This is a genomic window from Dickeya undicola (assembly GCF_000784735.1).
Taxonomy (GTDB): domain Bacteria; phylum Pseudomonadota; class Gammaproteobacteria; order Enterobacterales; family Enterobacteriaceae; genus Dickeya; species Dickeya undicola.
Window position 1 is genome coordinate 104,898 of record NZ_JSYG01000015.1, and the last position, 13,066, is coordinate 117,963.

Here is a 13,066-nt window from a genome sequence, read left to right on the forward strand (position 1 = left end):
GGTGATGTCGCCTGGTCGGCAATCCCGTCAGAAAACCATTGATATTCCCGTTCCACGACGCCTGATACCCGACTCAGACGCGCGGTTTTCTCTCAGCTGTTCACGACATGGCACAGGTAACGCATCATGAGTAACAGTAGTGAACCCGACACCGTCTTTGACGATTTTATGATCTTATCCGCCCTGCTTACCGGTTTCAGTCAGTTTGAACTGACCGGAACCGGGCTGGCCCGCGACTACTTTACCTGGCTGCAACATAACGCCGCCGGTCCGTTCAAGCACCTGCTAGACGACTTTGCGGCGCAACCACACGATGACGCATTACGACTCAGTTGGCTGGAAGCCACGGTGCTGACATCACTGACGCTCGGCCCCGTCGCCCGCAGCGTGCTGCGTCTGTGGTACACCGGTCAGTGGGTTCCCATCACCCCGGAACCCGATGCTGCCGCCTATTTCCTCAGCGATGCTGCCTGGCGCGAGGCGTTGATCTGGCAGGCTATCCATGCGCATCCACAGGCACTCCGCCAGCAGGAATTCGGTGCCTGGGCCGAGCCACCCAGTGCCGAATGGAGAACGCGCGGATGAATGTCATCACGCCTCATCAGGCCGAGCAAACCGATTACGACGTGGTGATTGTTGGTGGTGGCATTGCCGGTTCACTGATGGCCAAAACCCTGACCCGTGGAGGAAAACGCTGCCTGATACTGGAGGCGGGCAACGGCGATAATCTGCATTACACCGGCTACCGGCAAACGCTACAGCATTATCGACAACACCCGGATAAAAGCCACCGGGTATCCGGGCGGCGTAACGTCAATGCGCCGACGCCGCACGATACCGCCCTACAGCCCCTGATACCTGACGGGTATGACGACCGTGGCTACCTGGTGCAACGCGGCCCATTGCCATTCAGCTCCACCTATTGTCGCCAACTCGGCGGCACCTCGTTACAGTGGCTCGGCAGCGCCATGCGTATGTTGCCTGAAGATTTCGAATTACAAAGCCGCTACGGCATTGGGCTGGACTGGCCGGTGCACTATAACGATCTTGAACCCTGGTATCGGGCGGCAGAATACGAACTGGGCGTCTCGGCCAATGTCGAGGAGCAGGCTTATCTGGGGATTCGATTTCCGCCGGATTATGTGTATCCGATGCACGGTCTACCCCCGACCTGGGGCGATCGGCAACTGGCGCGCCGCCTCAACGGCATGACGGTCATGGAAGACGGGCAAGCTACACCACTGGCCCTACGCAGCACGCCATCCGCGCGCAACGGTGTGCCGCATCCCGCTTATGACCACGGCCACGGCTACCATCCTCACGGTGCGGCGGGTAACCCGCACCTCGGCCTGCGTTGCTCCGGCCATAGCTACTGCACGCCGCTCTGCCCAACGCAGGCACGCTACAATGCACTAAAAACCCTGGAAGACGCCGACCCCGCCTTGCTGGATGTCGTCACCTGTAGCGTGGCACACAAGTTACTCATCGACCCCTCGACCGATGCCATCACCGGCGTTCAGTTTCGCCATTATGTGCATCAGGAAACGGCATTGCATCACCTGCATACCGTCAGCGCCAAACGCTATGTGCTGGCTGGCAATGCCATTGCCAATGCCGTGCTGTTGCTGGCGTCCGACGCCTGCAACGGTAATGATTTGGTAGGACGTCATCTGATGGATCACCCGGTGCTACCGGTCTGGGGCCGGGCAGACGCGCCGTTGTGGCCGATGCGCGGGCCGCTAACCACCTCGGGGATCGAAGCCATGCGGTCCGGCCCAGCCCGCGCCCATCGGGCGGCCTATCGCATCGAGCTGAGTAACGACGGCTGGCGCTGGCCGGTCAACGCCTTATACCATGATGTCGAACAGTTGCTGGCGGAGCCGTTGTGCGGTCCCCGCTTACGCCGTCAAATGCGTGAACGACTGTCACGGCAATTCAGCGCACGCTGCCTGGTGGAACAGTTGCCGGAATACAATAACCGGGTGACCATTCATCCTGACTACCGCGATGCACTGGGTAATTACCGTCCGGTCATCCACTATGACCTGTCGCCGTACACCCGCACGGGCATCGCCCGCGTCAGCACCGCTATGCGGCAGATATGTCGCTATATCGGTATTCGCGATCACAGCCATTACTCATCCGCCGACCCTGGCTACTTCACCTGCCAGGGGCAACCGCTGGCATTTACCGGTGCCGGACATATCGCTGGCACCCACTGTATGGGTAGCTCACCTCACCATTCGGTGGTTGATCGTCAGCAACGTAGCTGGATTCATAAGAATCTCTATCTGGTGGGGGCCGGGAACATGGTGAGCATGGGCACCGCACCGCCGACCCTGACGCTGGCGGCGCTGACACTATGGGCCGCAGACACAATTCTTTCCGAACTGGACAGAATGTGTGCCAGTACACGTTAAACGCGAAAAAAGCGCTACAAAAGATGATGATATTCGGGTTTCATGCTACGAATAAATAGATAAGACTAACTACACACTTCGTCACTGCCGCAACTGACTAAGACGGAAAACATCATGAACTTAAATGAACACGCCGCACACCAAGATGTAGACACGACCTTCAGGGAAAAAGGCTATGTCAAATTAACCAGCCATAAGGATCTGGCGCACGAGTTAGACGATATCCGTGATTTGTTGCAAAAAGCGATGGTGCTGGAACACGCCGTTATTCCTCCTTACCTGACCATGCTTTATACGATGGACGAGGACATCGATCCCCGCGTCCCCGAGGTGATCCATTCCGTCGTGATTGAAGAAATGCTGCATTTCGTGATGGTTGGCAACCTGCTGAATGCAGTGGGCGGCACACCGAATACCAGTGGCCCCGACTTTTTACTCGATTACCCGGCTACGTTACCGTTTGGTATCGAAGATCTGGAAATTCAACTGCACCCATTTTCTCAGCACGCCATCCATCAGGCGATGCAAATCGAACACCCGAAATATGTGCGCCCTGAAGTGGTCGCCAGCCATGTTTGCAGTGACATGTCGATCGGTGAGTATTACGTTTATATCGAATCGCGCCTGCGGGCAGCGGTAGAGTCTTTCGGCGAAAAAGCCGTGTTCTGCGGCGACCCCACGCGCCAGATTGAGCCTGAGCAGTTCTGCCACGGCTCCTACGGTACAGTCATTCCGGTGACCGGCCTGGACAGCGCGGTCGCCAGCCTGCGTCAGATTTGCGATCAGGGCGAAGGGTCACCGCACAATATCTGGCAGGGTGAAGAGAATGACATCCCGCACTATTACCGCTTCAACGAAATCTACTGTGAGCGCATGTACGCCCACGGCGATACCATCGCCAGCGGCCCGACCGGTGAACCCTTGACGATTGAATGGGACAAAGCGGTCAGAACGCACAGCGCGGCTAAAGTCAGCGACTATCCGGAAGGCGAGTTGCACAAGGCGATTGTGCGTTTCAACCGTCGCTACAGCGAGCTGCTGGAAAACTTGCAACTGGCACTGTCCGGTCGACCGTTAAAACTCACCCCGGCGGTGATGGCGATGGGCTCGCTGCGTGAAGATTTCCGGGCGATTGTCTCCCACCCGTTCCCCGGCGACAACGCCTACCACGCTGCGCCGACGTTCGAATATACCCCGCCGCCGCCGCCACGCTTCCAGGCCAAAAGTCAGGCGGTAACCTTCTCCAACAATCAGGCTACGCTGGAGAAACTGAGTCAGGCCTATGCCGATGGCGACCTGCCGATGGCACTAGCCTGCCTGAGCGAACAGCTGGTATGGGACATGACCGGCCCGGTGGACGTGCCTTATACCGGCGTGTTCTACGGCCACGAAGGCTTCTCCCGTTTCTGGTCGCTGATGAGCCAAACGGTAGAGTTCAGTAGCGAAGTGGTGGAAAAAGTCTTCTTCAGCGACAATCAGGCGATGGCTTACGGCAGTCAGCAGGGGATCACCAAATCAACCCGCGTGCCTTACAGCTACGACTGGGCGATACGCTATGAATTCACCGATGACCATCGTATCCGACTGATGCGCAACTACTTCAACCCGATGCGTATTCAAGCCGCGCTGGCCGCGACGCCGCCAAAACCACGATCGTTCATCAATAAGTAACGAGACTGAATTTTCACCCTTCCCGCACCGCCTATCAGGCGGTGCTTTTTTTGGGCCGCGTCACAGGCTAAAAAACGGTTCCACTATCTGTTGCACGTCGGGGATAGCCGTCGCTACATGCATCCCACCGGCGTCATAACTTCCCCGATATTTCACCACCAGCCCGGCTTCCGTGCAGATAACCACCCCAGCAGCGATGTCCCAAATGCTGGTATTTTTCTCCACATAACCGTCGGTAAAACCCAGCGCAGCAAACCCCAGCCCGACCGTAGCACAGCGATAGCGCGCCACCGCCCAGCCTTCGTCGCGCAGGTAGCCATCCAACATTGCCACTTCCGCCGCCGCCCATTTATTGCTTTCTCCCAGTGCCACCAGCCGAACTTCGCTGAACGGCACCTGACGGCGATACGGCATCCCGTTACGCCATACGCCACAACCGATCGCCGCTGACAGTGTCAGGTTCAACATCGGCAATGCGATGGTGCCGACCATCGCCAGCCCATTTTCGACGTATCCGATGGAAATGCCCCACAGCGGCAGACCGCGTAAAAAATTAGTGGTGCCGTCGATCGGGTCGATGGCCCAAAAGCTCTCACCAACCTCACCGCCCATTTCCTCGCCCAGAATGGCGTCCTGCGGGAACGCCTCACGCAGGCGGTCGCGAATCAACTGCTCGACTTGCCGGTCTGCATCCGACACAAAATCATTGGCGGATTTCTGTTCCACCACCACACTGTCACGTCGGGCAAACAGCTGCCTCGCCAGCATCGCAGCTTCCTCCATGACCATGTTGGCAGTCTCAAAGCGTAACTGCAGATCAGACATGACCTCCTCCTGTTATCAATTCACTTTGGTTATCAACCCACATTGGTTATCACCCCAGTAAATCGGGAATATCAGACAAAATCGTCTGCGCGCCATTGTCGAGAAAACGCTGTGCCTGTGCGGCGTCATTGACGATCGCCACCGCGTATTCGATGCCGCTGTCCGCCAGGATGTGCTGGGCATCGTCATCCAGCAAGTCCGACAGGCAGTGCAAAATCTGGCAGTTCGTTTCCTGCAACAGTGCCACTGGTCGCTTGGGCGGCACCACCACGGCAAACGCTCGTGGCACATCCGGCATCAGCCGTGCCGCCGCCTGGATGGCGCGCACGGAAAAACTCGACAGAAACAGGCGGTCACGGTTGGCAGGCCACATCGATTTCAGCACCGTCAACGCCACCTCTGCCGTTTCTACATCGTCACCCGCCGTCGGTTTCAGCTCCAGCTGTAATCCCATATCCAGCTCCAGCACGCACGCGATCAGCTCCTGCAATGTGGGGATAGTCACCCCAGCAAATGCGTCATCAAAATGCGCGCGCGCCTCCAGCCGACGAATGTCCTCCAGCGTCAGGCCAGCGACCCAGCCACGCCCGTTGGTGGTACGGTCCACCCGGTCATCATGGATGATCACCGGCTGGCTATCCCGCGTCAGTTTGACGTCCACCTCCAGCCACTTCGCCCCCCGTTTCGCCGCCTCACGCATGGCGGCCAGCGTATTTTCCGGTGCCAGCGCCGACGCGCCACGGTGGGCGATAAGCGCGTCATTCACTACACGGTGACGACGAAGACGATCAGTTATCGCATCAGTCATAATGGTTTCCCTGGTGTTTCAATACATCGGTGTTGAGTAAGAAAATATGTAGCCTTTAAAATGCGCCTGGCCTTGCCCGTAACGGATACCGGAAAGGGTTTTCGCACGTCGTAACCAGGCCGCGTGATGTCATTTCAGCATCACGTCTTGAATAAACTGCTTTTTGATTTCGTCGCCCAACGGCTTGGCCGCCCAGGCAAAACTGCGTGACCGATCGAGCGAATCCACCGCCTGACCGCCATCGCCTGTCGGTGCTAACAGTGCCGTGCCGAACTGCGAATGGAAGCGCAATTGCGTTTCCGGCAATGTCAGCCAATGGATGAACAGTAACGCCGCCGCCTTGTGTCGGGCGTTCGCCGGAATCGCTACCACATTACCGCCGCCCGGCATACCAAAGTCAGGCAGGTAGAATTTGATATCCGGCGACACTTCGCCTTTGCGTTGCAGCGAAAGCACCAAGTCTTCCCATGACGCAGCGAGCTTAAATTCACCGGCATTCAGCCGGGTAATGCTATCGGCGTTGGAGGCGCTGATTACCATGCTGCTTTTGTAACGGTTGAACCACTGCCAGGACGGCGCAAGCCGTTGCAACACCGCCGGTGACGCGGTGCCGTCGCGGTAGTTCACGTCGGTGACCAAGGTGCGGGTGATGGACTCGATGAACGCCGGACCAGAACCGCCATTCTCTACGTTAAAGGTGAATTCACCGGGGTTTTTCACCAGAAACTGTTCAAACTGAGTCAACGAATGCGGTAGCGAGGCGGCGTCGATACGGGCTGAATTGTAAGCAATCACGGTTTGGTTGCCCCAGAACGCCACCGCGTAGCCCTGCGTATCAACCCCTTCAATCTGATAGGTCAGCTTATCACCGGACGGCAAACGGGATTTGAGCGGCCCCCAGAACAGTTTGGGGCCGTCCAACAAGCCGAACTGACTGCCTCCCACCGAGATCACGTCGATATCGCCTTGCTTACGGTGCTGTTCCGCCAGCAGTTTGTTGATATTGGCCATCACCTCGCCGTCCGGAATGGTGACGCGAATGCCATACTGTTGCTCGAACGCTTTCACCTCGTCGCGCAACCGGTCCTGATAGTACCAATTAAACCAGGTAAGCTGACCTTCCTGACGCGCCTGTGCCTCTATTTCCTGCCAGGACATCGTATTCAGATCGGCCGCCTGCGCCGGGTACAACGGCAGCAACAGTGCCGACAGCGCCACGAGCTTTCGCAGACTGGATAGCTTGGGTCGAGTAAACATGCAGTATTCCCCTGACTGGTTAAGCAGCATCATCGTTATCCCTTATTGACGAACGTAGACGCCGGAATATTTTTGAGACAGCGCTCCATCAACAGCATTAACAGCACGTTGGGGACGACCAGAATCAGCGACACGACTGCCGCGTTGGGCCGAATAAAGTTATACCCCAGGTACGAATACAGAATGGTTGGCACGGTAATAAAGTCGGGCGCGCCCACAATGTAGGAAACGGAAAACTCTTCGATGGACAGAATGAACACCATGATCATCGCCGCCATCGCCCCGGACTGTAGCGCAGGCCAGTAAGCGACCCGGAAGACTTCCCGCCTGGAGGCCCCCAGATTGCGCGCCGCATCCACCAGATCCTGCCGGACCTGACTGAAAGAAACGCTCAAAATGCGGATGGCATACGGCAGAAACAACACCGTATGGCCGAGAAAGATCCCCATGAATCGCGAATACACCCCCAGTTGCGTCAGCAATGAGGAGAAAAAGACGGCAACCACAAACCCCGGTAAGACAATGGGCAGCAGCGTCAGCACCTGAGCCACGCCCTTACCGGGGAACGACAACCGACCAAACGCATAGGCCGTCGGCATCGCCAGTAACAGACAGGTCAGCGTCACCATCGGTGCCAACAGATAGCTGTGTAATAGCGCCTCGGGCAGCGAGGTGTTGCGCCATAACTCCCCCCAGCGCAGTAACGATAATACTGGCGGAAAGACATCCGGATACGCCCACGGGTGAGAGGGATCCACCAATGACCACAGCACCGCCATGGCAAACGGCAGAATCAGCCAAACGGTCCCTAACAGCAGGATTACCGCCACCAGCAGGTAGTTGAGTCGGTCAATCACAGCCTGTTGCATCGTTACCTCCTCATCCCGTTCACGGCTTCACGGGTCGCCACCGCCAGTAACCCGGCCCCCACCAGCGACAACAGCATCAGCATCACCGCCACCACGGCTGCCTGATTCCAGCCTTCCGCGCCGGACTGCTGCACGCGTAGCATCAATTGCGACAGAGAATTGAGGTTGACCGGCCCGGCGACAGACTGAAAGGAGAAATCACCGGCGGCACCGATAAAGATCAGCATCATCGACGTCTGCAACGCCCGTAGCGTCAGCGGCAGTACAATGCGGCGAAAGCGGACCCAGGCACCCGCGCCAAGATTGCGGGCCGCCTCCAACAGCGTTTCGCCGATGGCCTGTACCGAACCACTTAGCAGCAGCAACGCAAACGGCATCTGTTTCCAGACTTGCAACAGAATGACACCGATGCCGCTGGCGTCGTTTTGCATACGAATCGGCCGTTCCGTCAGCCCTAATCGCAGCATCGCCAGATTGAGAAAACCCTGATAAGAGATGAAATTGACGAACAGAAACGCGGCGGTCAGCCCCGGCACCAGCAACGGTGCTTTTAGCAACGCGCGCAGGGTCACCGCCCCCGGAAACGGTTTACGTAGCCAGAGTGCCAATGGGTAGGCCAGCGCCACCGACAGTAATGCACTGAACAGTGCAATGCGCGCCGAATAGAAAAAAGCGCGCCACAGCTGTTCGTCGGTCAACATGGTTTGCCAGAAGCGCAGCGATAACCCGCTATCACCGGCAAAATTGAAGAATCCTAGCGATTGGGAAAGCGCCATCCACAGCACCGCGCCCATTGCCAGTACGATGATACCCAGCCCCGGCAGCAGCATCAGGTAAGCCATCAATGACGACCTCATGCCGCCACCGCTTCACGCAAGAATCGCAACGCGCCGGGTGCCAGTGAGAAATAGTAGGTTTCACCTTCCAACAGTGGCTGATAGCCCAGAAGTTGGATACGGTAATAAACGTTGTCGACATCCTGATAGCAACCTTCGATATCGGTCAGATTGCCGAGAAAGGTCTGGCGCTTAACCCGCAGTGAAAAGATATTCTGCCCCACCGCAGGCAACGACAGCAGGCTGGCGTTTTCCGGCCGCCAACAGAGATAGACCCGAGAGTGCATTGGCGGTTCATCCGATTCCACCATGAACTCGCCCAGTGCAGTAGTGACCCGATACTGCCCTGCGGCCTCATCCCGTACCGTCACCGTCCCCACCATAATGTTGGCGGTGCCGATAAAATCGGCCACAAAGCGGTTAACTGGCCGGTGGTAAATCTCCTGCGGGGTGCCAGACTGAATCACGCTGCCGCCGTGCATCACGACAACCTTATCGGACATCGCCAGCGCCTCCGCCTGATCGTGCGTCACATAAACCGCGGTAAAGCCATGCTTACGTTGCAACGCACGGATCTGCAACCGCAGTTGCTCTCGTAATCGGGCATCCAGATTGGACAACGGTTCGTCGAACAGCATCACATCCGGGCGTACCGCCATAGATCGCGCCAGTGCCACCCGCTGCTGCTGACCGCCCGACAACTGGGTGGGTAATTTATCCAGATGCCCCGCCAGCGCCACGGTTAGCGCGGTTTCAACAACCCGGTGGCTTAACGTCTCCCGCGGTATGTTGCGCTGTTGTAGCCCAAAGGCGATGTTTTCCGATACCGTCAGGTGGGGAAACAGCGCATAAGACTGAAAGCACATCGCCGTATTGCGTTTTTCCGGTTCCAGTCCGTTCATTTCCCGGCCACCGATGCGGATATGCCCGCCATCCAGGGGAACAAAACCGGCAATGGCGCGCAGCAACGTGGTTTTGCCGCACCCGGACGGCCCTAACAACGTAACAAACTCACCCTCATTAACGTTAAACGACACCCCTTTCAGGACAGGAACATCACCGTAAGCCACACTGGCGCGCTCTACTTCCAGCCTACTCATTACACAGTCTCCCGAGAGTCGTAAGGCGTCATATTCAGTCAGGTGAAAACGCTGTGAATTCAACTTATAATGCATTGTGCATAATAATAGTGACAGATATATTGCAGGCGCGCGGATGCAAAGGTGATAATTAATGCACTGATATAAATGTGATTATTTTTTAATTTTCTATGCTATCGATATTGTGGTGATTATTTTCGGGTTGTATCACGGCAATGACCTGATTATCATTCAATACGTTTAATAATTAACACGGCAAGTATTCGTGCTGACGCGCTGTTGGCTCGGATTTAACCGCACGATTTAGCACTATAAAAAGGATCGGCACACCATGAATACTCACACGGGAACCCGCGTCTGATGCGGTCAATACTTCACACCGTCGAAAGCATTACCGTGAATGAACGTATGGTGCTGGATATTGTCCGCCGCCATCGGCCCATCATGCGCTCGGCGGTTTCCCCGCTAACCAACCTCACCCAGCCATCGGTACACCGCATCATCGACAACCTGTTGGAGCGCGGGTTGCTGCGGCTGGGCGAAAGCGTCGTGCATGGTCGCGGCAAACCCAGCCCGTCGCTGGAGCTGGCACCCACCGCGCGCTACAGCATCGGCATTTCAGTCAATACGGATATGTTGGCGTTTTGCCTGTGCGATTTCAGTTGTCAGGTCGTGCATGAAGAAACGCTGGATATCGCGCTGAATGACCGCACGCGGGCGATGTTTACGCTGAAAGAACGGGTACGCCAGGTGCTGCAACACCGCGCTATTCCTGCGTCGGCCGTCATCGGTATCGGGTTTGCCATTGCCGGTTATTTGATGGAAGAAAAGCGGTTGTTCAATACGCCGGAACCGCTGCGTGATTGGTCACTGGTGGATCTCAAAAACGAACTGGAAACCCTGTTTGATCTGGAAGTCTGGACGGAGAACAACGCCACCACCGGTGCCATCGGCGAGTCCGTGCTGGGTGCAGGGTTGCAATACCCCACCTTCGGTTACCTGTCGTTTAATTACGGGTTTGGTGCCGGGCTCATCCTCAATGGGCAGCCTTTTTCCGGCGCGTTCGGTAATGCCGGGGAGATCAGCCGCATTTACACCGAGCAAGAATTCCCCTCCCGCCCGGCACTGGGCGAACTGCTCAAGCGACTTAATGCGCACGGGGTCGATATCCAGCGGGTCAGCGCCTTGCGCCAGCAGTTCGACCCGCAATGGCCGGGTGTAAACGACTGGGTGGCGGAGGTCCGGCCATACCTGAACCGGGCGATTGATGCGTTGCGGGCGGTGATTGACCCAGCCGCCATCGTATTTGGCGGTGAACTGCCGACGGCACTGGGCGACATGCTGCTCAACGTGCCGCCAACCCAACAGCCGCCACGTTACGGCCTCGCCGCGCAGTACCCTCGGTTGTTGCTAAGCCAGATCCAGCACGACCCCTCCGTGGTTGGTGCTGCATTGATGCCGTTCAAAGCGCGTTACTTCGCCTGACGGCCGTTTAGCGTCAATCGCCAGCAGATAAGGGTGACAACGTCACTTTCCAGGCTGAGGTTGCCGCGTCCGTCAGTAATGTCACCAGGGTGGCAACCTCTTCATCACAAGGCTGCTTCTCTTCCTCCACCACCAGATACAACGGTGTGAAACGCCGCCCCCCCTGCGGCAGCGACAGCGGTTTCAGCTCGCCGGAAGCCAGCCAGGGCGCGATACGCTCCTCCGGCATCCAGCCATAACCGACTCCGTGCATGACGGCTTCTATCGCCGCCTCGACCGTGGTGAACGTCCAGTTTTCGGCGCTGGCTGGCTTACGCAGACTGTCTTTTTGCTGTTGCCGGTCGATGATCTCAATCAGCGGATACGCCGCGAGATCCTGAAACGACAATGGCGTGGCAAGCTGGTGCAACGGATGTTCAGCCCGTGCGACGGCCACAAACGCCATTTCCATCAATAATCGTCCCCGGTTAATGCCTTCCCACGGCCGGGAAATCAGCCAGATATCCGCCTGACGATCCGCCAGTTGCGCCCGGCTTTCACTGCGCAGCACTTCCATCAGATGCACCTGCGTATGCGGATGGCGAGACTGAAAGGTGCGCAGCGCGCCAAACAGCGTGGCTTTGGGGAAAATACTGTCCACCACCAGATCGATTCTGGCGCGTCCGCCACGCTGTAGTACTTCCGCTCGCGACTCCAGCGCCTGAAAGGCGTTTAGCAACGGCATCACCTGCGCCAGCAATTGCTGCCCCTGTGCCGTCAACACCGTTCTACGTCCAGAGGGCGCCAGCAGCGCCACCCCCAACCGTTCCTGCATCAACGACAATTGATAACTGACCGACGATTGGCTGCGATTAAACGCCTGCGCCGCCGGGGCAAAGCCCCCCAGCTCCACCACCGCCTGTAGCAGCGTCCATTGTTCCAGTGTGGTTTTCGTCAACATCATGCTTCAGTCTGCCTCTGTGTAACGGGTGTATCGTTCGGCCATCGCCTCAATTCATCTAATTATTGAATTAATTAGCACTAAAAACAGCGTTATTCATCAACTTAATTCGCTTTTATACTCCCGTTAACACCCTATCCCAATAGGCGTCGCCCGTTTGGACACAGACAGCGCGGAGAACCCGGAGCGTACACGGAGTACGTGAGGCGTTCAAACCCGGTCCTGGGCCAACATGGCAAGTAAAAGAACCTATCGGGACAGGTTATCAGTCAACAAAAGGAAAACAGTATGAGTAGCTTCGACAAACAGGATCTCAGCGGTTTTGTGGGAAAACATCTGGTCTACACCTACGACAATGGCTGGAATTACGAGATCTACGTGAAAAATGGCAACACGCTGGATTACCGCATTCACAGCGGCATTGTGGGTAATCGCTGGGTGAAGGATCAGGCGGTGTTTATCGCCCGCGTCGCCCGCGACGTCTACAAGGTGTCCTGGACGGAACCGACCGGCACCGACGTGAGCCTGATCATCAATCTGGGCGATCGGATTTTCCACGGCACCATTTTCTTCCCCCGTTGGGTTATCAATAACCCGGAAAAAACCGTCTGCTTCCAGAACGACCATATTCCGCTGATGGAGTCTTATCGTGCGGCAGGCCCGGCCTACCCGACTGAAGTGATTGACGAATTCGCTACCATTACTTTTGTGCGCGACTGCGGTGAAGACGATAACAACGTGATCAATTGCCCGGCCAGCGACCTGCCGGACAATTTCCCGCAGAATCTGCGTTAAGCCCCACAGACATCGCTAATGCGGGATCGCATTTAGCGTTCAGCGCATCATCCCCAAACA

At 56.9% G+C, this 13,066-nt stretch carries 12 protein-coding genes; 5 read left to right on the plus strand and 7 right to left on the minus strand.

The genetic code is table 11. The annotated features are described in order from the left end of the window. The first annotated feature begins 126 nt into the window (after positions 1–126). The 3 genes from OB87_RS07425 to OB87_RS07435 all read left to right on the plus strand — a co-directional run bounded on the left by OB87_RS07425 (position 127) and on the right by OB87_RS07435 (position 4,091). Entirely contained in the window at positions 127–585 is a 459-nt protein-coding gene (locus OB87_RS07425) for a hypothetical protein (protein ID WP_033568809.1), read from the plus strand. Continuing rightward, entirely contained in the window at positions 582–2,420 is a 1,839-nt protein-coding gene (locus OB87_RS07430) for a GMC family oxidoreductase (protein ID WP_050515670.1), read from the plus strand. The genes OB87_RS07425 and OB87_RS07430 overlap by 4 nt, the downstream gene beginning before the upstream one ends. A gap of 114 nt (positions 2,421–2,534) precedes the next feature. Continuing rightward, positions 2,535–4,091, plus strand: coding sequence for a ferritin-like domain-containing protein (locus tag OB87_RS07435; protein ID WP_033568811.1), 1,557 nt, complete (start codon positions 2,535–2,537; stop codon positions 4,089–4,091). Positions 4,092–4,151: 60 nt separating this feature from the next. Here the strand turns inward: OB87_RS07435 and OB87_RS07440 are convergent, their stop codons facing one another. The 6 genes from OB87_RS07440 to OB87_RS07465 form a co-directional block, all read right to left on the minus strand. Then, positions 4,152–4,916, minus strand: coding sequence for an inositol monophosphatase family protein (locus tag OB87_RS07440; RefSeq protein ID WP_033568812.1), 765 nt, complete (start codon positions 4,914–4,916; stop codon positions 4,152–4,154). 49 nt (positions 4,917–4,965) lie between these two features. Further along, positions 4,966–5,724 (minus strand): glycerophosphodiester phosphodiesterase family protein, encoded by a 759-nt coding sequence (locus OB87_RS07445; protein WP_033568813.1) that lies wholly within the window; start codon positions 5,722–5,724, stop codon positions 4,966–4,968. A 129-nt stretch (positions 5,725–5,853) separates the two neighbouring features. Next, a complete protein-coding gene (locus tag OB87_RS07450) occupies positions 5,854–6,981 on the minus strand; it encodes an extracellular solute-binding protein (RefSeq protein WP_081977366.1) in 1,128 nt (375 codons plus the stop codon). Positions 6,982–7,016: 35 nt separating this feature from the next. Continuing rightward, positions 7,017–7,850, minus strand: coding sequence for an ABC transporter permease (locus OB87_RS07455; protein ID WP_033568814.1), 834 nt, complete (start codon positions 7,848–7,850; stop codon positions 7,017–7,019). A 2-nt stretch (positions 7,851–7,852) separates the two neighbouring features. Next, positions 7,853–8,707 (minus strand): ABC transporter permease, encoded by an 855-nt coding sequence (locus OB87_RS07460; RefSeq protein ID WP_033568815.1) that lies wholly within the window; start codon positions 8,705–8,707, stop codon positions 7,853–7,855. After that, the gene (locus OB87_RS07465; RefSeq protein ID WP_033568816.1) at positions 8,704–9,786 is read right to left on the minus strand and encodes an ABC transporter ATP-binding protein; all 1,083 of its coding nucleotides are present in this window, start codon (positions 9,784–9,786) and stop codon (positions 8,704–8,706) included. Before OB87_RS07465 ends, OB87_RS07460 begins: the two co-directional genes overlap by 4 nt. A 360-nt stretch (positions 9,787–10,146) precedes the next feature. Here OB87_RS07465 and OB87_RS07470 point away from each other — a divergent pair, with 360 nt between their 5' ends. Next, positions 10,147–11,271, plus strand: coding sequence for an ROK family protein (locus OB87_RS07470; RefSeq protein WP_033568817.1), 1,125 nt, complete (start codon positions 10,147–10,149; stop codon positions 11,269–11,271). A gap of 13 nt (positions 11,272–11,284) precedes the next feature. Here OB87_RS07470 and OB87_RS07475 read toward each other — a convergent pair whose 3' ends face one another. Further along, positions 11,285–12,211 carry a LysR family transcriptional regulator gene (locus OB87_RS07475; RefSeq protein ID WP_050515671.1) on the minus strand — a complete coding sequence of 309 codons (927 nt, stop codon included), beginning with the start codon at positions 12,209–12,211 and terminating at the stop codon, positions 11,285–11,287. A 288-nt stretch (positions 12,212–12,499) separates the two neighbouring features. Here OB87_RS07475 and OB87_RS07480 point away from each other — a divergent pair, with 288 nt between their 5' ends. Beyond that, positions 12,500–13,006 (plus strand): phenolic acid decarboxylase, encoded by a 507-nt coding sequence (locus OB87_RS07480; RefSeq protein ID WP_033568818.1) that lies wholly within the window; start codon positions 12,500–12,502, stop codon positions 13,004–13,006. The last annotated feature ends 60 nt before the right edge of the window (positions 13,007–13,066 follow it).